Raw genomic sequence first — 20,450 nt, 5'->3', positions numbered from 1 at the left:
CTTTCACAACAAACTTGGTAGCGGGGGCCGGATTTGAACCGACGACCTTCGGGTTATGAGCCCGACGAGCTACCAGACTGCTCCACCCCGCATCATAGGTTGGCGATTATAGGAACTCGCTCGCGCTCCGGTCAAGGAAACGAGCAGATCGCCATGTCCAGCCAATCGTGCTCCCGAGCACCGCTTGCTGGGGCGCTCAGGTGGTGCCGAAGGGGGGACTTGAACCCCCACGACCATAAGGCCACTACCCCCTCAAGATAGCGTGTCTACCAATTCCACCACTTCGGCATCAGGGGCGAACAAGAGGCAGAATAAATCCTGCGACTGCCTTCCGTTCAAGACCAAGCATTTCATCCTCGAAAGATTCCGCTTGGTTTATCTTGCTGCTACTCGATCATCAGACCGGACTATCACTGTCCTTCTTCCTCGAGGGCTGGCGCAGCATTATCCTGCTGATTGCTGCTGTCGTCAAGGGTCGGTACCGTTTTCTGCTGTTCGATCACCTCGGCGTCGGGAATACCCACGTCCGGCGCGCTATCGGCCTGGGAAGAAGCCAGGTAAGCCAGGCCCAGCGAGGTCACGAAGAAGGCCGCTGCCAGCACCCCGGTGAGCGTGGCCAGGAAGCTGCTGCTGCCGCGCGAGCCGAAGACGGTCTGCGAGGCCCCCCCCCCGAAGGAGGCGCCGGCCTCGGCGCCTTTACCCTGCTGCAGCAGAATGAGCGCGACCAGCGCGATGGCGAGCGCCACATGAATCATGAGAAGGATGGCTTGCATGGTTAACCTGCTGACTGACAGATGGCTATAAAATCGTCGACCTTGAGCGAAGCTCCGCCCACCAGGCCGCCGTCGATATCGGGCTGAGACAACAATTCAGCCGCGTTGCCGGCATTCATGCTGCCGCCGTAGAGCAAGCGCAGTCCGGCCGCCAATTCGCGGTCGAAGCCGGCCTGATACTCGCGAATCGCCGCCAGGACCTCCTGGGCCTGCTCGGGCGTGGCTGTGCGACCGCTGCCGATGGCCCACACCGGCTCGTAGGCGATCGTCACCCGAGTGCGCTGCTGCGGATCCAGCCTCGCCATGACATGGCCCACTTGACGCAGCACGACATCGCGGGTTCGGCCGGCATCGCGCTCCTCGAGCGTCTCGCCGACGCACAGGATAGGCCGGATATCCGCGCTGAGTGCCGCCAGCAGGCGGTCGTAGACCGCCTCGTCGGCTTCGCGGTATAGTTGACGCCGTTCGGAATGACCGACCAGGGCATACTCGACGCCAAATTCCTTGAGCATCCGACCACTGACTTCCCCGGTATGCGCCCCGGAGTGCGCCGGGTTCAGCGTCTGCGCGCCGAGCACCACCGGCGTCGCGCCGAGGGCTGCCTGCGCGGCCGGCAGATAGGGAAACGGCGGCAACAGGGCCACTTCCACCGAGGACGATAGCTCGGCCGCCGCGAAGGCCTCGCCGAACTGCTCGATCAGCGTCAGGGATCCGTTCATCTTCCAATTGCCGGCGATCAGCGGCATGCGCATGGTGAGCCCCTTTCTCGGAGTGGTGCAAGATGGTATAGGAGCGGCCCGGCCAAGACAACCGGCATCGCGCCTCAGGCCATGAGCGTCTCGACATCCACGGCGATGCGCTGTGCCAAGGCCGCGACATCGAAGCGCGGACGCCCTTCAACCATCACTCGGATCAGCGGCTCGGTCCCCGAAGCGCGCAGCAACACTCGCCCCGAGTCGCCGAGTTCGCCTTCCACGGCGGCCACCGAGCGGCGCAATGCCTCGCTGTCGAGCAGCGCCTGCTTGTCGGCGCCCTCGGTGAGCCGCACGTTGACCAGCGCCTGCGGCGCCTTCTCGAAGCCGTCGAGCAACGCGGTCAGCGAGCAGCCGCGGGAAACCATGATCGTCAGTACCTGCAGTGCCGAGACGATGCCGTCGCCGGTGCTCTGCACATGGCTGCAGACGATGTGACCGGAAGACTCGCCGCCCAATTGCCAGCCTTTGGCCTCCAGGCACTCCATGACATAGCGGTCGCCGACCTTGGCCCGCTCGAAGGGAATGCCCAGCGACTCCATGGCCGCGGCCAGACCGAAATTGCTCATCAGCGTGCCGACCACGCCACCGCCCAACACGCCGCGCTCGTGACGATCGCGGGCGATGATATAGAGGATGTCGTCACCATCGATCTCACGCCCGTCGCTATCGACCAGGATCACTCGATCGCCGTCGCCGTCGAAGGCCACGCCGATGTCGGCGCCCCGCTCGATTACCGCCGCGCGCAGCGGCGCCGGATGCGTCGAGCCTACCTGCTGATTGATGTTGAGCCCGTCGGGGCTGACGCCCAGCAGGCTGACGTCGGCGCCCAGTTCGCGAAACACGCTGGGGGCGATGTGATAGGTCGCCCCATGGGCGCAGTCGAGCACGACCTTGAGCCCCGCGAGGGTCAGCCGCTTGGGCACCGTCGACTTGCAGAACTCGATGTAGCGGCCCGCCGCATCGCTGATCCGCACGGCCTTGCCCAGGCGGTCCGCCGACACCGTCTCGAGGGGTTTGTCGAGCTCATCCTCGATACATGCCTCGATGGCATCGGGCAGCTTGGTGCCCTCGGCCGAAAAGAACTTGATGCCGTTGTCCTGGAAGGCATTGTGCGAAGCCGAAATGACGATCCCGGCATCGGCGCGGAAGGTCCGGGTCAGGTAGGCGATCCCCGGGGTCGGCATCGGCCCGAGCAGCGCGACATCGACACCGGCCGCCGAGAGACCGGCCTCCAGGGCCGACTCGAACATGTACCCGGAAATCCGCGTATCCTTGCCGATCAGCACCTTGGCGTTGCGGTTCTTGCGCTCCAGCACGCACCCCATGGCCCAGCCCAACTTGAGCATGAAGTCGGCGGTAATCGGGTACTCCCCGACGGTGCCACGAATACCGTCGGTCCCGAAGTAACGTCGCGTCATCGGTCAGCATCTTCCTGTAGCACGGCCCAGGTCATGTTGATGGCATCCACGCTGGGCCCTACATCGTGAACGCGCAGCAACCGAGCGCCACGCTCGACCGCCAGGGAAACCAGCGCCAGACCGCCCGGCAGGCGCTCCTCGACCGGACGGTCGAGCACCTTGCCGATCATGCTCTTGCGCGACATCCCGGCGAGCAACGGCAAGTCGAAGTCGCCGAGCGTATCCAGTCTATTGAGCAGGCGCAGATTCTGGCCGACGGTCTTGGCGAAGCCGAACCCCGGATCGAGGATCAGCCGCTCGCGGCGTATGCCGGCCCGCTCGCATTCGGCGATCCGCGCCTTGAGAAAATCGGCGACGGCCTGCTCGATAGGCTCAGCATAGTCAGTCGCCGTTTGCATGTCGCCCGGCTCGCCGACCATGTGCATCAGGCATATCGGCAAACCGCTGGCTGCCGCCACTTCCAGCGCGCCGGGACGGCGCAACGAGCGGACGTCGTTGATCATCCCCGCACCGCGACCGATCACCTCGCGCATCACCGCCGGGTTGCTGGTATCCACCGAGACCAGCGCGTCGAGCTCGCGCACCAGCGCCTCGACAACGGGCACCACCCGATCCAGCTCCTGCTGCTCCGATACCGTCGCGGCACCGGGGCGCGTCGACTCGCCACCGACATCGATGACCGCCGCGCCCTGGGCGAGCATCGTTTGCGCATGCTCAAGGGCTGCATCGAGCACATTGAAATTGCCGCCATCCGAGAATGAATCCGGCGTGACATTGAGGATGCCCATCACCCGTGGGTAGGAGATATCGAGGCGGTGACGACCGCACGACAACATGGCATTCCCCTCGCGGTTCTTCATGGAGTGGCTCATGGCAGGACTTGTCGACAGAAACGATCACTGTAATGGCCCATTCTAAACGCTGCAAGGCGCCGCGTGGGCGCCTTGCACAGAACATCTTGTTGTCGGCAGACAGGCGGGCTCAGTGACCGGCCGGGCCACCCAACGGATCGGACGGCTTGCGGCTCGGCCGCTCGCCCTCGTCTTCACCGCCGTCTTCGTCAGCCTCGGGACGGGCGTCGGCTATCGGCGAACCGCCACCCGAATCATCGCTGTTGCCCCAATCCTTGGGCGGACGCGGCTTGCGCCCTTCGATGATGTCCCTGAGCTGCTCGGCATCGATGGTCTCGTACTGCATCAGCGCCTCGGCCATGACATCGAGCTTGTCGCGATTGTCCTCGAGCAACTGCTTGGCCTGGGTGTAGCATTCGTCGATAATCCGCCGCACTTCCTTGTCGAGCCGGGTGGTAGTCTCGCCGGACTTGAGCTTGCCGCCGCCCTGGCCCGGGGCGCCGAGGAACTGATGCGACTCGTCCTCGTCGTACATGATCGGCCCCATCTCGGCAGATAGCCCCCACTTGGCGACCATGTTGTGCGCCAGCTCGGTAGCCCGCTTGATGTCGTTGGAAGCGCCGGTCGTCACCCCGTTCGGGCCCAGCGTCATCTCTTCGGCGAGACGACCGCCGAACAGCGAACAGATCTGGCTGATGATCTGCTGACGGGACAGACTGAAGCGGTCTTCCTCCGGCAAGAACATGGTGACGCCCAGCGCACGGCCACGCGGAATGATGGTGACCTTGTAGACGGGGTCGTGCTCGGGCATCAACAGGCCGATGATCGCGTGCCCCGACTCGTGATAAGCGGTATTGAGCTTTTCCTTCTCGGTCATGACCATGGACTTGCGCTCGGCACCCATCATGATCTTGTCCTTGGCCAGCTCGAGCTCTTCCATGCCGACCAGCCGGCGGTTGCGCCGCGCCGCGAACAGTGCCGCCTCGTTGACCAGGTTGGCCAGATCGGCGCCGGAAAAGCCCGGCGTACCGCGCGCGATGATGCTCGGCTTGACGTCCTCGCCGAGCGGCACCTTGCGCAGGTGCACGCCGAGGATATGCTCGCGACCGCGGATATCCGGCAGCCCCACGACCACCTGACGGTCGAAACGTCCCGGACGCGTCAGCGCCGGGTCGAGCACGTCGGGCCGGTTGGTGGCGGCGATCACGATGATGCCCTCGTTGGCCTCGAAGCCATCCATCTCGACCAGCAACTGGTTGAGAGTCTGCTCGCGTTCGTCGTTGCCGCCGCCCATGCCGGCGCCGCGCGAGCGGCCCACGGCGTCGATCTCGTCGATGAAGATGATGCACGGCGCCTGCTTCTTGGCTTGCTCGAACATGTCACGCACGCGCGAGGCGCCGACGCCGACGAACATCTCGACGAAATCGGAACCCGAGATCGAGAAGAACGGCACCTTGGCTTCGCCGGCGATGGACTTGGCCAGCAGCGTCTTGCCGGTACCCGGAGGGCCGACCATCAGCACGCCGCGCGGAATCTGCCCGCCCAGACGCTGGAACTTGCTGGGATCCTTGAGGAAGTCGACCAGCTCCTCGACCTCCTCCTTGGCCTCGTCGCAACCGGCGACATCGGCGAACGTGGTCTTGACCTGATCGTTGGTCAGAAGCTTGGCCTTGGACTTGCCGAAGCTCATCGGCCCGCCCTTGCCGCCGGCACCGCCCTGCATCTGTCGCATGAAGAACAAAAAGATGGCGAGGATGATCAGGATCGGGAAGCTGGCGATCAGCAGCCGCGTCCAGAGGCTCTGCTCCTCGGGCTGCTTGCCGGTCACGCTGACGTCGTTGGCCAGCAGATCGTCCATCAGCTTGGGATCCTGCGCGGCGGGACGGATCGTCTGGAATTGCGAGCCGTCGGAACGCTCACCGGTAATGGTATAGCCATCGATGGTGACCGAGCGCACCTGCCCTTGCTGCACCTGCTCGACGAACTGGGAGTAGTTCACCGTCGTCTGCGAGGTATTGTCGACACTGAAATTGTTGAACACCGTCAGCAGGACGGCCGCGATGATCAACCACAAGATCAGGTTCTTCGCCATATCGTTCAAGGGAATACCCTCATTGAATCAATCTGTCTGCCAAGCATGCCCATCGCTGACTCTACACCTCAAATGGGGGCGTACCACCAGCTTTGCAAGCTCAGCGCTTGAATCCATCCGCCAGGAGATACACTTCCCGCGAACGGGCGCGCGAGGCCTCCGGCTTGCGAGTCATCACCCTGGCGAAGCTGCCGCGCAGGTCATCGAGGAAGCCATCGAAGCCTTCGCCCTGAAAGACCTTGATCAGCAGCCGCCCGCCCGGACTCAGTGTCTGACGGGCCAGATCGAGTGCCAGCTCGACCAGATACATCGCTTTGGGCTGGTCGATGGCGGCCATACCGCTCATGTTGGGCGCCATATCGGAAATGATCAAATCCACCGGGCGCCCGCCCAGCTCGGCGAGAATCGCCTCGAGCACCGACTCCTCGGTGAAGTCGCCCTGAATGAACGCGACGTCGGCCAGCGCGTCCATCTCGAGAATGTCGGAGGCGATCACCGCACCTCCCGGCATCACCCTCTCGGCGGCCACCTGGCTCCAGCCGCCGGGCGCGGCACCCAGGTCGACCACCGTCATGCCGGGCTTGAAGAGACGGTCCTTGGCGTCGAGTTCGAGCAGCTTGTAGCTGGCTCGCGAACGGTAGCCGTCCTGCCATGAGCGCTGCACGTACTGATCGTCGAAATGTTCCTTGAGCCAGCCGGTCTTGCTCTTGCCGACCGCGCCCTTGCTTGAGGGGCTCTTGCCGGGAGTGCTTCTGCTGGAAGTGCTTCGGGCCACACGATCACCTGGATCATCCATCCGGCGGATGGGTCGTTCGAAAGCGGGGAATATGGCAGCGAGGGACCAGCGAGTGGGGGCAATCCGGCGAAGCGCTTTGCATCGCCCGTCTTTCGCCTTACCATGGCGCGTTCAGTGGACGCGACACGAACGAACCGTCGCCGACCGCACCCGCCGCTCCTACGCACGCCAACCGGAACGATCACGATACCATGAGCTTGTCACAGGCACAAAAGAAAGCATTTCGCAGCATCGGCCATCATCTTTCGCCGCTGGTGACGGTCGCCGACAACGGCGTCACGGAAGGCGTGGTGGGCGAGCTCAAGCGCGCGCTGAACGATCATGAGCTGGTCAAGGTCAAGATCGCCATCGCAGAACGCGACGAGCGCAACGCGCTCGCCGAGCAGCTGGCCAGCGACAGCGGCGCCGAACTCGTCCAGACGATCGGCAAGATGGCGCTGCTGTATCGCCACAATCCCAAGGCCAAGGCCAAGCTCTCGAACATTACCCGCTTCGAGGAGCACCACGGGCGGCGCTAAGTCGCGAGCCGCGAAAAGCAGAATCCCCGCAACGAAAAACGCCAGCGACGTCGCTAGCGTTTTTAGCTCGTAGCTCGTAGCTCGTAGCTCGTAGCTCAGAGATGCTCGACGCTCGAGATCTCGTACTCGACGTCGCCGCGGGGCGTTCTGACGCCCACCACGTCGCCCTCTTCCTTGCCGATCAGCGCCCGCGCGATCGGCGAGGTCACCGAAACCTTGCCGGCCTTGATGTCGGCCTCGTCCTCGCCGACGATCTGATAACGCACCTCTTCGTCGTTATCCAGATTGATCAACTCGACGGTGACGCCGAAGATCACCTTGCCGGTCCTGGGCATCCTGGTGACGTCGATCACCTGCGAGGCCGACAGCTTGGACTCGATCTCCTGGATGCGCCCCTCGATGAAGCCTTGCTGTTCCCGGGCGGCATGGTATTCGGCGTTTTCCTTGAGATCGCCATGTTCGCGCGCCTCGGCGATGGCGTTGATCACCCGAGGACGTTCCACTCCCTTGAGCTGATTGAGCTCTTCACGCAGGCGCTGCTCGCCTGCGACGGTCATCGGGACCTTGTTCATGTGCCTGCTCCTGCATGCAGTTCCTGAAGCCGCCGCACGGTAATTTCATTGCCATACTCGAGCGCCATGCAAACGGCGCGCGCCCCGGCCAGCGTGGTGGCGTAGGGGACCTTGTGGGCAAGTGCGGTGCGACGGATCACGGAGGAATCGTTGATCGCCTGACGGCCTTCGGTGGTATTGACGATGTAGGCCACGTCGTCGTTCTTGATCATGTCGACGATATGCGGACGCCCCTCGAAGACCTTGTTGACGGCCGTGACCGGCAAGCCGGCCTCGTCGAGCGCCTGGGCGGTACCGCGGGTAGCGATCAGATCAAATCCTAATGCTAGCAGAGATTGCGCAACCTCGATAACGCCGGCCTTGTCCGGGTTACGCACCGACAGGAAGGCGGTGCGCTCGCCGGTCAGCGGCGGAATCGCCTCGCCGGCGCCCAGCTGCGCCTTGTAGAAGGCCTCGGCGAAGGTCGCGCCCGAGCCCATCACCTCGCCGGTGGATTTCATCTCCGGCGACAGGATCGGGTCGACGCTGGGGAACTTGTTGAACGGGAACACCGCCTCCTTGACGCTGTAGTAGCCGGGGATCAGCTCGTCGGTGAAGCCCTGCTCGGCGAGCGTCGTGCCGGCCATGCAGCGCGCCGCGATCTGCGCCAGCGAGATGCCGATGCACTTGGAGACAAACGGCACGGTGCGTGAAGCGCGCGGGTTGACCTCGATGACGTAGATTTCGCCGTCCTGCCAGGCCAGTTGGACGTTCATCAGGCCCACCACGTTGAGCTCGATGGCCATGCGCTTGACCTGGTCGCGCATCGCGTCCTGCACCTCGGCAGGCAAGGAATAGGGCGGCAGCGAGCAGGCGGAATCGCCGGAGTGCACGCCGGCCTGCTCGATATGTTGCATGATGCCGCCGATCACCACCTGCGTCCCGTCGGAGACCGCGTCGATGTCGATCTCGATCGCCGCATTGAGGAAATGGTCGAGCAGCACCGGCGAGTCGTTGGAGACCTTGACCGCGTGGGTCATGTAATTCTCGAGCTCGGAGGCGTCGTAGACGATCTCCATGGCCCGCCCACCCAGCACGTAACTCGGCCGCACCACCAGCGGGTAGCCGATCCGCTCGGCCTTGGCGAAGGCGTCCTCGAAGCTGCGCGCGGTGGCGTTGGGGGGCTGCTTGAGACGGAGCTTGTCGATCATCTGCTGGAAGCGCTCGCGGTCCTCGGCACGATCGATGGCGTCCGGTGTGGTGCCGATGATCGGCACGCCCGCGGCCTCGAGCTCGCGGGCCAGCTTGAGCGGCGTCTGACCGCCGAACTGCACGATCACCCCGACCGGACGCTCCTTGTCGGCGATCTCCAGCACGTCTTCCAGGGTCACCGGCTCGAAGTAGAGACGATCCGAGGTGTCGTAGTCGGTGGAGACGGTTTCCGGATTGCAGTTGACCATGATGGTCTCGTAGCCGTCCTCGCGCATCGCCAGCGCGGCGTGCACGCAACAGTAGTCGAACTCGATGCCCTGACCGATGCGATTGGGCCCGCCACCCAGCACCATGATCTTCTGGCGATCGCTGGGCTCGGCCTCGCACTCCTCCTCGTAGGTGGAGTACATGTAGGCGGTGTGCGAGGCGAACTCCGCCGCGCAGGTATCGACGCGCTTGTAGACCGGGCGGATGCCGGCCTTCTGGCGGGTCCTGCGGAACTCCTTCTCGGAAACGCCGAGCAGCCTGGACAACCGCGCATCGGAGAAGCCCTTGCGCTTCAGGCGGAACAGCGCGGGGCCGTCCAGCTCGCCCAGCGAGCGCCTGCCCAGCAATTGCTCGGTGCGCACCAGATCCTCGAGCTGGACCAGGAACCAGCGGTCGATGTTGGTCAGCGCGAATATCTCGTCGACGCTCATCCCGGCGCGCATGGCGTCGGCGATGAAGAAGATGCGCTCGGCGCCGGCGGCCTGCAGCTCGCCCTTGATCAGCGCCAGATTGGCCTCAGTGAACTCAGTGATCTTGGGATCGAGCCCGTCGTTGCCGGTTTCCAGCCCGCGCAATGCCTTGTGCAGCGACTCCTGGAAGGTGCGGCCGATCGCCATCACCTCGCCCACCGACTTCATCTGGGTGGTCAGGCGGTCGTTGGCCTGGGGGAACTTCTCGAAGGTGAAGCGCGGGATCTTGGTGACCACGTAGTCGATCGCCGGCTCGAAGGAGGCCGGGGTCTTGCCGCCGGTGATATCGTTCGAGAGTTCGTCCAGGGTGTAGCCCACCGCTAGCTTGGCAGCGATCTTGGCGATCGGGAAGCCGGTCGCCTTGGAGGCCAGTGCCGAGGAGCGCGACACCCGCGGGTTCATCTCGATGACCACCATCCGCCCGGTGTCCGGATCGATGCCGAACTGCACGTTGGAGCCGCCGGTCTCGACACCGATCTCGCGCAGCACCGCCAGCGAGGCGTCGCGCATGATCTGGTATTCCTTGTCGGTCAGCGTCTGCGCCGGGGCCACGGTGATCGAGTCGCCGGTATGGATGCCCATCGGATCGAAGTTCTCGATCGCGCAGATGATGATGCAGTTGTCGTTCTTGTCGCGAACGACCTCCATCTCGTATTCCTTCCAGCCCAGCAGCGACTCGTCGATCAGCAGCTCGTGGTTGTTGGAGAGCTCGAAGCCGCGCTGGCAGATCTCGTCGAACTCCTCCTTGTTGTAGGCCACGCCGCCACCCGAGCCGCCCATGGTGTAGGAGGGGCGGATAATGGTCGGAAAGCCCAGCTCGGCCTGGATTGCCCACGCCTCCTCGATGGTGTGCGCCACCTTGGCCTTGGGACATTCGAGGCCGATGTTCTTCATCGCCTTGTCGAACAGGTCGCGATCCTCGGCCTTGTTGATGGCCTCGGCGTTGGCACCGATCAACTCCACGCCGTACTCGGCCAGTACGCCATGCTTGTCAAGATCCAGCGCGCAGTTGAGCGCGGTCTGGCCGCCCATGGTCGGCAGCAGCGCATCGGGGCGCTCCTTGGCGATGATCTTCTCGACGGTCTGCCAGGTGATCGGCTCGATATAGGTGGCGTCGGCCATCACCGGGTCGGTCATGATGGTCGCCGGGTTGGAGTTGACCAGGATGACCCGGTAACCCTCCTCGCGCAGGGCCTTGCAAGCCTGGGCGCCGGAGTAGTCGAACTCGCACGCCTGGCCGATGACGATGGGGCCGGCGCCGATGATCAGGATGCTCTGGATGTCGGTACGTTTGGGCATGACGATTCCCGCTAGAAAAGTGACAGACGGCGACGCGGATGACGCGAATGGAGTGGGCGCGGCTCAGCGGCGTTCGCGCATGACCCGCACGAAGCGATCGAACAGCGGCGACACGTCGCGCGGCCCGGGGCTCGCCTCGGGGTGGCCCTGGAAGCTGAACGCCGCCCGGTCGGTACGCTCGATACCCTGCAGGGTGCCGTCGAACAGCGAACGGTGGGTGGCGCGCAGTGTCGCCGGCAGGCTGGTCTCATCGACCGCGAAGCCGTGGTTCTGACTGGTGATCATCACCCGGCCGCTGTCGAGATCCTGGACCGGATGGTTGGCGCCGTGGTGGCCGTGATTCATCTTCACCGTCCTGGCGCCGGAGGCCAGCGCCAGCAACTGATGCCCCAGACAGATCCCGAACACCGGCGTATCGGTCTCGAGGATCTCGGCGATCGCCTTGATCGCGTAGTCGCAGGGCTCGGGGTCGCCCGGGCCGTTGGCCAGGAACACCCCGTCGGGGTTCAGCGCCAGTACCTCGGCGGCCGGGGTCTGCGCCGGCACCACGGTCAGCCGACAGCCGCGCGCGGCGAGCAGGCGCAGGATGTTGTGCTTGCAGCCGTAGTCGTAGGCGACCACGTGGAAGGGCCGCTCACCGGCAGACGTGTCGGCGTAACCTTCGCCCAGCGTCCAGTCGCCCTGGCTCCACTCGTAGGCGCTGGCGCAGCTCGCCTCCTTGGCCAGGTCCATGCCCTTGAGGCCGGGGAACTCGCGCGCCGCGACCAGCGCGCGCTCGACGGCATCGTCGCCTTCTGCGTCGGGCCCGGCGAGAATCGCCCCGTCCTGGGCGCCCTTGTCGCGCAGGATGCGCGTCAATCGCCGCGTGTCGATGTCGGCGATGCCCAGCACGTTCTGGCTCGTGAGGTAGTCGTCCAGGGTCCGCTGGCTGCGAAAGCTGCTGGCCATCAGCGGCAGGTCGCGAATCACCAGCCCCGCCGCGCTGATGCGCGCGGACTCGACATCCTCTTCGTTGATGCCGGTATTGCCGATATGCGGATAGGTGAGCGTGACGATCTGTCGGGTGTAGGAGGGGTCGGTAAGGATTTCCTGATAGCCGGTCATGGCCGTGTTGAAAACCACCTCGCCGCTGGTCTGTCCATCGGCGCCGATGGCGCTGCCATGAAATACGCTGCCATCTGCCAGGGCCAGTATCGCGGGTCTAGTCAACGCAACGTCCTCCAGTGCTCACTTCGCCAGGCGGCACGGCGTGCTGCCTCATCGTTTCTCCGCGTATCCGTAAAAACGCTCACGGACACTCAGGTCGTAAAAAAGCGGGACGAAACCCGAAGAAGACCGGTTCCATCCCGCTTGTTGTTGTCCGCATTTTCACATCGGCGGCCTTGCCAATCGCCAGGTTGCCACGCGGCCAGACTGCTGGGTCGCCCCATTGGCCCGGCCAAATTGACAGGATTCTACCGGAATCCGCGCGCCGGGGCCAGTCCTGCGAGCGCCGCGCCTTCGCGAAGGCCCGATCGCCGGCCTCAGTTCAGCCCCAGCACGTCCTGCATGTCGTAGCGTCCCGCCTCGCGCTCGGCCACCCAGCGGGCCGCGCGCACCGCGCCACGCGCGAAGGTCATGCGGCTCGAGGCCTTGTGGGTGATCTCGATGCGCTCGCCCTCGGTGGCGAACATCACCGTGTGCTCGCCGACGATGTCCCCGGCGCGCACCGTGGCGAAGCCGATCTCCTTCTCGCTGCGCGGTCCGCACTGGCCCTCGCGGGCGAACACGCCGTGCTCCTTGAGCGTGCGGCCCAACGATTCGGCGACCACATCGCCCATCTTCAGCGCGGTGCCGGACGGCGCATCGACCTTGTGGCGATGGTGGGCCTCGATCACCTCGATGTCGTAACCCTCGTCGCCCAGCGCCGCCGCCGCGGTCTTGAGCAGATTGAGGGTCAGGTTGACGCCGACGCTCATGTTGGGCGCGAAGACCATCGCCACGCGATCGCGAAAGCCGTCGAGCTCGGCCAGTTGAGCGTCGTCGAGGCCGGTGGTGCCGATCACGATACGCTTGTCGTGCGCGGCGCAGAACGCCAGGTTGGCCAGGGTGGTCGCCGGATTGGTGAAGTCGATCAGCACGTCGAACTCATCGGCGACCTTTTCCAGCGAGGTCGTGGCGACCACGCCCAGCTTGCCGAGGCCGGCCAGTTCGCCCAGATCGGCGCCGACCAGCGAACTGCCCTCGGCGACGATGCCCGCCGCCAGGCGGGCATCGGCTTGCTGCTCGGCGGCGGCGACCAGCGTACGGCCCATGCGGCCGGCGGCGCCCATGACGGCGATACGAGGGCTAGCGGACATGCGAAACTCCTTGCGCGACAGCGGGTTGATTCGACGGGCAGTATACCAATGCGCCCTGGTGACGTCTGTCCTGCAAGCCCCCGACCATGCTCGGCTCAAAAAGAACAGCCCGGCGTCGTCTATGGCTGGAGCCGTCATGCCTCATCGTTACCTCCGCTGGCAATCGGGCTGAACGCCACCTTCGAGGGCTCGCGGCGCTGTCCAACAGCCGCTTTCTGATGATCAGCGGCGACAGCTTTAGCCTCGCTCAACCGACGCTGCTGAGCTGTTTCGCGCTGCCGCCGCCCGACGCTGAGTGACGTCGCGCCTGAGCAGCAGCGCGATCGCCAGCATGACCAGCAGGCTGCCCGGCAGCCACGTCCAGTCCAGGCGCTGAGGTTCGCGGATGAACAGCAGCAGCATCGACACGAACGGCACCAGGTAGCTGTAGGCGGTTACCGCCCCCGGCGTCAGCACGGCGGTGGCGCGCTGCTGCAGCCAGAAGGTCAGGCCGCTGGAAAACAGCCCCAGATAGACCAGTATCAACGCGTCGCTGGGTGTCATCCGCGCCAGATCCGCACCACCGCCCCGAGCCAGCCCTGCAAGGGCAATCAGCGCCCCGCCCAGCGCCAGGCTCCAGAACGTTCTCACCCCGGCCGAGGTGGACAGCCAGCCACGTTCGAGCCCCCACTTGCTGAGCACCGGATACAGCGCCGAGGCGATGCAGCCGACGAAGAATACCGCCTCGCCGCGGCCGAAGCGCAGGGCCGCCCAGTCGCCGCCGGACTCCGCCCAGGCCAGCGCCAGGGCGCCCAGCGCACCGGTCAGCAGGATCGACGGCAATCGCCAGGCCAGGCGCTCGACGCGCAGCGCCAGGCCCAGGCAGTAAGCCAGCAGCGGCACGCTGACGAACAGCGTCGCCATCGACACCGCCGAGGCGCGATGCGCCGCCCAGAACATCGCCCCGAAGAAGCCGGTCAGGCATAGACCCATCAGCGCATACAGCAGCAACCCCGCGCGGCCGGGACGCAGCGACGGAGCACGGCGGACCAGCGGCCAGAGGGCCAGCGCGGCGATCGTGAAGCGGATCGCGGTCAGCAGCAGCGGCGGCAACCCCTCGCTCATCAGCCCCACGGCAGGAAACGACAGCCCCACCAGCAGCGCCCATAACAACAGGCCGGCGTGGGCACGTGCCGCGCTGCGATCAGACATCGTGGACAGCCTCTACCCGTTACACACAAAGACCCCGGCATGCCAGCACGCCAGGGGCCCAAGTCAGCCAACATCCAACGGGACGGTTACGGCTTCATGTCCTCGAAGAACTTCTTGACGCCATCGAAGAAACTCGACTTCTTGGGCGAGTGATGGCTGTTGCTGCCGTCCAGACTGTCCTGGAACTGGCGCAGCAGGTGCTTCTGCTCGTCGTTGAGCTTGACCGGGGTCTCCACCAGCACCTTGCACAGCAGGTCGCCCGCCGGGCCGCCACGCACCGGCTTGACCCCCCTGCCGCGCAGCCGGAACAGCTTGCCGGTCTGGGTCTCGGGGGGGATCTTGAGCTTGACCCGGCCGTCGAGGGTCGGCACCTCAAGCTCGCCGCCCAGCGCCGCGTCGACGAAGTTGATCGGCACCTCGCAATGCAGGTGACGACCGTCACGCTCGAAGATCGGGTGCGGCTTGATCGCCACCTGAACGTAGAGATCGCCCTCGGGGCCGCCATTGGCGCCAGCCTCGCCTTCGCTGTTGAGGCGGATGCGATCGCCGGTATCGACGCCGGCGGGGATCTTCACCGACAGCGTGCGGGTCTCGCGTACCCGGCCGTCGCCGTGACATTCGCGGCACGGCACCTTGATGCTCTTACCGGCGCCGTGACAGGTCGGGCAGGTCTGCTGCACGGCGAAGAAACCCTGCTGCATGCGCACCTGGCCCATGCCGTGACAGGTCGGGCAGGTCTCCTTGCTGGAGCCCGGCTCGGCGCCGCTGGCATTGCAATGCCCGCAGGGCACGTGCCGCGGCACGCGGATGTCGACGGTGGTGCCGGTGACCGCGTCCTCGAGATCGAGCTCGAGGTTGTAGCGCAGGTCGGCGCCACGCTGCGGCGCGTTGGGATTGCGCCGGCCACCGCCGCCACCGAAGATGTCGCCGAACACGTCGCCGAAGATGTCGCTGAAGCCGCCGGCCCCGGCACCACCGCCGAAGCCGCCGCCGGCCTGGCCGTCGACCCCGGCATGGCCGAACTGGTCGTAGGCGGCCCGCTTCTCGTCGTCGGTCAGCACTTCGTAGGCTTCGGAGACCTCGCGGAACTTCTCTTCCGCGGAATCGTCATCCGGATTGCGGTCCGGATGGTATTTCTGAGCGAGCCGTCGGTAGGCCTTCTTGATCTCTTTCTGATCGGCCCCGCGCTCGACGCCCAGTACCTCGTAATAATCGCGCTTGGACATGGATCTAGTCCGCCTCCGTGTCGGTCACGGAAACAGCAACGCGGGAGTCATGCCCCCGCGCCGCCGTGGTCCGTAGTGTCAGACGTGGTTACTGCTTCTTCTGATCGTCGTTGACTTCTTCATACTCGGCGTCGACCACGTCATCTTCCGGCTTCTTGGCGTCGCCTTCGGCCTGCTCGCCCTGGCCTGCTTCGGCCTGCTCGGCGTACATCTTCTGGGCCAGACCGCCGGAGGCTTCGGTGAGCGCGTCCAGCTTGGCCTGGATGGCCTCCTGGTCGTCGCCCTTGAGCGCCTCCTCAAGTTCGCTGATCGCGCTCTCGATCTTCTGCTTCTCCTCGCCGCTGGCCTTGTCGCCGGCCTCGTCGAGGGTCTTGCGCGCGGCGTGGATCATGCCGTCGGCCTGGTTGCGCAGCTGAACCAGTTCCTCGAACTTCTTGTCCTCGGCGGCATGTGCCTCGGCGTCCTGAACCATCTGCTCGATCTCTTCGTCGGTCAGGCCGCTGGAGGCCTTGATGACGATCGACTGCTCCTTGCCGGTGGCCTTGTCCTTGGCGGACACGTTGAGGATGCCGTTGGCGTCAAGATCGAAGGCGACCTCGATCTGCGGCACGCCGCGCGGCGCCGGCGGTATGTCGGCCAGGTCGAAACGGCCCAGCGACTTGTTCTGGCCGGACTGCTTGCGCTCGCCCTGCAGCACGTGAATGGTCACCGCCGTCTGGTTGTCATCCGCGGTCGAGAAGGTCTGGGTCTTCTTGGTCGGGATGGTGGTGTTCTTCTCGATCAGCGGGGTCATCACGCCACCCAGCGTCTCGATACCCAGCGTCAGCGGAGTCACGTCGAGCAGCAGCACGTCCTTGACGTTACCGCCGAGCACGCCGCCCTGAATCGCCGCGCCCACGGCCACGGCTTCGTCCGGGTTGACGTCCTTGCGAGCGTCCTTGCCGAAGAACTCGGCGACCTTGGCCTGGACCATCGGCATGCGCGTCTGACCGCCGACCAGGATCACGTCGTCGATCTCGGAATTGGACAGCCCGGCGTCGGCCAGCGCGGTCTTGCACGGCCCCAACGACTGCTTGACCAGTTCCTCGACCAGCGACTCGAGCTTGGCCCGGGTGATCTTGACGTTGAGGTGCTTGGGCCCGGTATTGTCGGCCGTGATGTACGGCAGATTGACTTCGGTCTGCTGCGCGGCCGAAAGCTCGATCTTGGCCTTCTCGGCGGCTTCCTTGAGGCGCTGCATGGCCAGGTTGTCGCCGGACAGGTCGATGCCGCTGTCGGCCTTGAACTGATCGACCAGATAATTGATCAGCTTGAGATCGAAGTCCTCGCCGCCCAGGAAGGTGTCGCCGTTGGTGGCCAGCACCTCGAACTGGGTCTCGCCGTCGACATCGGCCACTTCGATGATCGAGATATCGAAGGTGCCGCCACCCAGGTCGTAGACGGCGATGGTCTTGTCGCCGCGCGCCTTGTCCATGCCATAGGCCAGCGCGGCCGCGGTCGGTTCGTTGATGATGCGCTTGACTTCGAGCCCGGCGATGCGTCCGGCGTCCTTGGTCGCCTGGCGCTGGGAATCGTTGAAGTAGGCCGGCACGGTGATCACCGCTTCGGTCACTTCCTCGCCGAGATAGTCCTCGGCGGTCTTCTTCATCTTCTTCAGTACCTCGGCGCTGACCTGCGGCGGTGCCAGCTTCTTGCCGTTGACCTCGACCCACGCATCGCCGTTGTCGGCCTCGGCGATCTTGTAGGGCACCATCTTGATGTCCTTCTGAACCACCTCGTCCTTGAAGCGACGACCGATCAAGCGCTTGATGGCGTACAGCGTGTTGTTCGGGTTGGTGACCGCCTGGCGCTTGGCCGCCTGGCCGACCAGCGTCTCGCCGTCATCGGTATAGGCGATGATCGACGGCGTGGTGCGCGCGCCTTCGGCGTTCTCGATGACTTTGGGCTTGTCGCCGTCGAGCACGGCGACACACGAGTTGGTGGTCCCCAGGTCAATACCTATGATGCGTCCCATGTAAAACACCTCGAAGAATCGTTGCTTGCCAATCCGTGCGGCAGCGATGCCGCGTCTTTGTCGTCTATGTGGGGGCTCGACCGCGCCTTTCAAGGGCTAGCGGCGATTCATCCGCCGTTCGCCGCCTGGCTGACCACCACCATGGCCGGGCGCACCAGGCGACCGTTGAGCAGATACCCCTTCTGCATCACGTCGATGACCGAGTTCGGCTCGATGTCGGGGTTGGGCACCATGGCCATGGCTTCGTGATACTGCGGATCGAACGGCTCGCCCTGCGGCTCGATCGCCTCGACGCCGAACTTGCCCAGCGTGTCGAGTTGCAGCTTGAGGGTCATCGAGACCCCTTCGCGATGCACTTCGCTGGCATCCTCGCCCATCGACTCGAGGGCCTTTTCCAGGCTGTCGACCACCGGCAGCAGTTCCTTGACGAATTTTTCCAGCGCGAACTTGCGCGCCTTGTCGATATCCTGCTCGGCGCGGCGACGCACGTTCTGCGCCTCGGCGGCCTCGCGCAGCGCCTGATCCTTGGCGTCGCTGAGCGCCTGCTCGAGTTCCTCGACCTTGGCCGCCAACACATCGGCTTCGGGGTCGGCCATGGCCTCGGCATCGACAGCCGCCTCGTCGTCCACGGCTAGCTCGCTGGCATCCGCCTCGTCGAGCTGGCCCGCGAGCGGCTCCTGCTGAGGTTCGGCGTCCTGCTCGGCGCGTTCGAGTTCTTCATCCAGCGGCGTCTGGGGATCTTTGGCCATGTCGCTCTCCTGAAATCGACCGCGGCACGCTGGCCGCGGCATTGTCGGTTTGCTCACCTATATGGGGATGTCGCGGACGATCTCAAGGCATGCGGGACACTCGACCGAGGATTGCAGCTTTCTCGCGAGATACTGTATAAACACACAGACTCGTTCATCTACGCGGCGAACCCCATCCGGAGGTGGCCATGCTGGTACAACTCGCCATTCGTGACTTCGCTATCGTCGATGCGCTCGATCTAGATCTGCATGCCGGCATGACCGCCATCACCGGCGAGACCGGCGCGGGCAAGTCGATCCTGCTCGATGCGCTGGGGCTGTGCCTCGGCGAACGCGCCGACGTCGGCAGCGTGCGCCACGGCGCCAAGCGCGCCGATCTCAGCGCGCGCTTCGATATCGCCCGCCTGCCCGAGGCGCAGGCCTGGCTCGAGGAGCGCGAGCTGCCCGGCGAAGACTGCCTGCTGCGTCGCGTGGTCACCGCCAGCGGCCGCTCCAAGGCGTGGATCAACGGCCAGCCCTGCACCATCGGCGATCTCAAGGCGCTCGGCGATCACCTGATCGAGATCCACGGCCAGCATGCCCATCAGGCGCTGTTGCGTGAGGACACGCATCGTCGTCTGCTTGACGACTTCGCCGGGCTGACCGACGCGGTCGGTGAACTGGGCGCCACCTATCGCCACTGGCAGGCCCTGCGCCGTCGGCTCAAGCGCCTGGCCGACACCAGCGACGAACTGCAGGCGCGTCGCCAGCTGTTGCGCTATCAGGTCGAAGAACTCGATCAGCTGGCGTTGGCAGAAGATGAGCTGCAAACCCTGGAGCGCGACCAGGAAGAACTCGCCCACGCCGAACAGACGCTGAGCGACACCCAGTTCGCCGTCGACTGCTGCGAAAACGACGAGGGCGGCGCCCTGCATCTGCTGCATCAGGCACTGGCGCGCCTCGATGTCCTGCCCGGCGCCGAGCGTGGCGCACTGGCCGAGGCCCGCGGCATGCTCGGTGAGGCACGCATCCAGATCGAGGAAGCCGCCCGCGAGTTGCGTCACTTCGCCGATAAGACCGAACTCGACCCCGAGCGCCTGGCGCATGTCGAGGGGCGTCTCGGCGAAGTTCATCGTATCGCTCGCAAGCACCACGCCATGCCTGATGAGTTGACTGCCCTGCACGCCCGTCTGCGCGACGAGCTGGCCGCCCTGGAAGGCGGCGATCACGACCTGGACGCCTTGACCGCCGACATGGCCGAGGTGCGCGAGCACTATCGCACCCAGGCTCGCACCATCGGCGAAGCCCGCCGCCAGGCGGCGACGGCCTTCGCCGAGGAAGTCCAGGCGCAGTTGGGCTTTCTGGCGATGGGCAAGGCGCGTTTCGAGGCCGAGGTCGATACCCGGGTGTCGCCGCAGCCCGACGGCATGGAGACGGTGCATTTCCTGATCAGCGCCAATCCCGGTCAGCCGCCGCGCCCGCTCACCAAGGTCGCCTCGGGGGGCGAGCTGTCACGCATCAGCCTGGCGATTCAGGTGGTCGCCGCCAGTCACAGCACCATCCCCTCGCTGGTCTTCGATGAGGTGGATGTCGGCGTATCGGGGGCCACCGCCGAAATCGTCGGCCAGTTGCTGCGTCGCCTTGGCGAGAACGGCCAGGTGATGACCGTCACCCACCTGCCGCAGGTCGCGGCCCAAGCGCATCATCACCTGCATATCGAGAAGCAGGCCGAGGAAGACACCACCCAGACCCAGATGGTGCTGCTCGACAGTGCCGGCCGGGTTCGCGAACTGGCGCGCATGCTGGGGGGCGTCAAGCTCTCCGATCGCACTCTCGCCCACGCCCGCGAAATGCTCGACGCCAGTCAGCAAGCCCGCCACTAGATTCACGATCCTGGATTTGCTTGTCTTGCTTCCATCGCGCGCCATGCCTGGCGCACCACAAAAAAAG

General features: G+C 65.1%; 16 protein-coding genes and 2 tRNA genes. 2 read left to right on the top strand and 16 right to left on the bottom strand.

Translation table 11 applies throughout. From position 1 onward, the window contains the following. Nucleotides 1–15: 15 nt before the first annotated feature. The 8 genes from HALZIN_RS0116440 to rlmE form a co-directional block, all read right to left on the bottom strand. A tRNA-Met gene (locus HALZIN_RS0116440) sits at nt 16–92 on the bottom strand. Between the two features lie 109 nt (nt 93–201). Continuing rightward, nucleotides 202–288, bottom strand: a tRNA-Leu gene (locus HALZIN_RS0116435). Between the two features lie 122 nt (nt 289–410). Then, complete coding sequence (gene secG, locus HALZIN_RS0116430; protein WP_031385265.1) at nt 411–773, bottom strand: preprotein translocase subunit SecG; 363 nt, start codon at nt 771–773, stop codon at nt 411–413. Between the two features lie 2 nt (nt 774–775). Further along, complete coding sequence (tpiA, locus tag HALZIN_RS0116425) at nt 776–1,525, bottom strand: triose-phosphate isomerase (protein WP_031385264.1); 750 nt, start codon at nt 1,523–1,525, stop codon at nt 776–778. A gap of 71 nt (nt 1,526–1,596) precedes the next feature. Further along, complete coding sequence (gene glmM / locus HALZIN_RS0116420) at nt 1,597–2,946, bottom strand: phosphoglucosamine mutase (RefSeq protein ID WP_031385263.1); 1,350 nt, start codon at nt 2,944–2,946, stop codon at nt 1,597–1,599. Beyond that, the gene (gene folP / locus HALZIN_RS0116415) at nt 2,943–3,806 is read right to left on the bottom strand and encodes a dihydropteroate synthase (RefSeq protein WP_031385262.1); all 864 of its coding nucleotides are present in this window, start codon (nt 3,804–3,806) and stop codon (nt 2,943–2,945) included. Before folP ends, glmM begins: the two co-directional genes overlap by 4 nt. Before the next feature lie 121 nt (nt 3,807–3,927). After that, nucleotides 3,928–5,898: an ATP-dependent zinc metalloprotease FtsH gene (gene ftsH, locus HALZIN_RS0116410; protein WP_031385261.1), complete on the bottom strand. Its 1,971-nt coding sequence runs from the start codon at nt 5,896–5,898 to the stop codon at nt 3,928–3,930. Nucleotides 5,899–5,989: 91 nt separating this feature from the next. Continuing rightward, on the bottom strand, nt 5,990–6,664 hold the full coding sequence (gene rlmE / locus HALZIN_RS0116405) for a 23S rRNA (uridine(2552)-2'-O)-methyltransferase RlmE (protein WP_236255004.1): 675 nt from the start codon (nt 6,662–6,664) through the stop codon (nt 5,990–5,992). Nucleotides 6,665–6,876: 212 nt separating this feature from the next. Between rlmE and yhbY the strand changes: the two genes are divergently transcribed. Beyond that, on the top strand, nt 6,877–7,203 hold the full coding sequence (gene yhbY, locus HALZIN_RS0116400) for a ribosome assembly RNA-binding protein YhbY (RefSeq protein WP_031385259.1): 327 nt from the start codon (nt 6,877–6,879) through the stop codon (nt 7,201–7,203). 95 nt (nt 7,204–7,298) lie between these two features. Here the strand turns inward: yhbY and greA are convergent, their stop codons facing one another. The 8 genes from greA to grpE all read right to left on the bottom strand — a co-directional run bounded on the left by greA (nt 7,299) and on the right by grpE (nt 18,521). Then, entirely contained in the window at nt 7,299–7,775 is a 477-nt protein-coding gene (gene greA / locus HALZIN_RS0116395; protein WP_031385258.1) for a transcription elongation factor GreA, read from the bottom strand. Then, the gene (carB, locus tag HALZIN_RS0116390) at nt 7,772–11,002 is read right to left on the bottom strand and encodes a carbamoyl-phosphate synthase large subunit (RefSeq protein WP_031385257.1); all 3,231 of its coding nucleotides are present in this window, start codon (nt 11,000–11,002) and stop codon (nt 7,772–7,774) included. Before carB ends, greA begins: the two co-directional genes overlap by 4 nt. A 63-nt stretch (nt 11,003–11,065) precedes the next feature. Continuing rightward, complete coding sequence (carA, locus tag HALZIN_RS0116385; protein ID WP_031385256.1) at nt 11,066–12,211, bottom strand: glutamine-hydrolyzing carbamoyl-phosphate synthase small subunit; 1,146 nt, start codon at nt 12,209–12,211, stop codon at nt 11,066–11,068. Between the two features lie 314 nt (nt 12,212–12,525). Beyond that, nucleotides 12,526–13,341 (bottom strand): 4-hydroxy-tetrahydrodipicolinate reductase, encoded by an 816-nt coding sequence (gene dapB, locus HALZIN_RS0116380; protein WP_031385255.1) that lies wholly within the window; start codon nt 13,339–13,341, stop codon nt 12,526–12,528. 237 nt (nt 13,342–13,578) lie between these two features. Next, on the bottom strand, nt 13,579–14,532 hold the full coding sequence (locus tag HALZIN_RS0116375) for a DMT family transporter (protein ID WP_051907574.1): 954 nt from the start codon (nt 14,530–14,532) through the stop codon (nt 13,579–13,581). Nucleotides 14,533–14,618: 86 nt separating this feature from the next. Beyond that, nucleotides 14,619–15,758, bottom strand: a complete 1,140-nt coding sequence (dnaJ, locus tag HALZIN_RS0116370) for a molecular chaperone DnaJ (RefSeq protein WP_031385253.1) — start codon at nt 15,756–15,758, stop codon at nt 14,619–14,621. Between the two features lie 88 nt (nt 15,759–15,846). Then, nucleotides 15,847–17,772 carry a molecular chaperone DnaK gene (dnaK, locus tag HALZIN_RS0116365; protein WP_031385252.1) on the bottom strand — a complete coding sequence of 642 codons (1,926 nt, stop codon included), beginning with the start codon at nt 17,770–17,772 and terminating at the stop codon, nt 15,847–15,849. Between the two features lie 107 nt (nt 17,773–17,879). After that, entirely contained in the window at nt 17,880–18,521 is a 642-nt protein-coding gene (gene grpE, locus HALZIN_RS0116360) for a nucleotide exchange factor GrpE (RefSeq protein WP_031385251.1), read from the bottom strand. 188 nt (nt 18,522–18,709) lie between these two features. Here grpE and recN point away from each other — a divergent pair, with 188 nt between their 5' ends. After that, the gene (recN, locus tag HALZIN_RS0116355; protein ID WP_031385250.1) at nt 18,710–20,383 is read left to right on the top strand and encodes a DNA repair protein RecN; all 1,674 of its coding nucleotides are present in this window, start codon (nt 18,710–18,712) and stop codon (nt 20,381–20,383) included. Nucleotides 20,384–20,450: the final 67 nt, after the last annotated feature.

It is taken from the genome of Halomonas zincidurans B6 (assembly GCF_000731955.1).
Classification (GTDB): Bacteria; Pseudomonadota; Gammaproteobacteria; order Pseudomonadales; family Halomonadaceae; genus Modicisalibacter; species Modicisalibacter zincidurans.
Note: the sequence above shows the minus strand (reverse complement) of the source record. Positions and strands in the feature narration are given on the sequence as shown.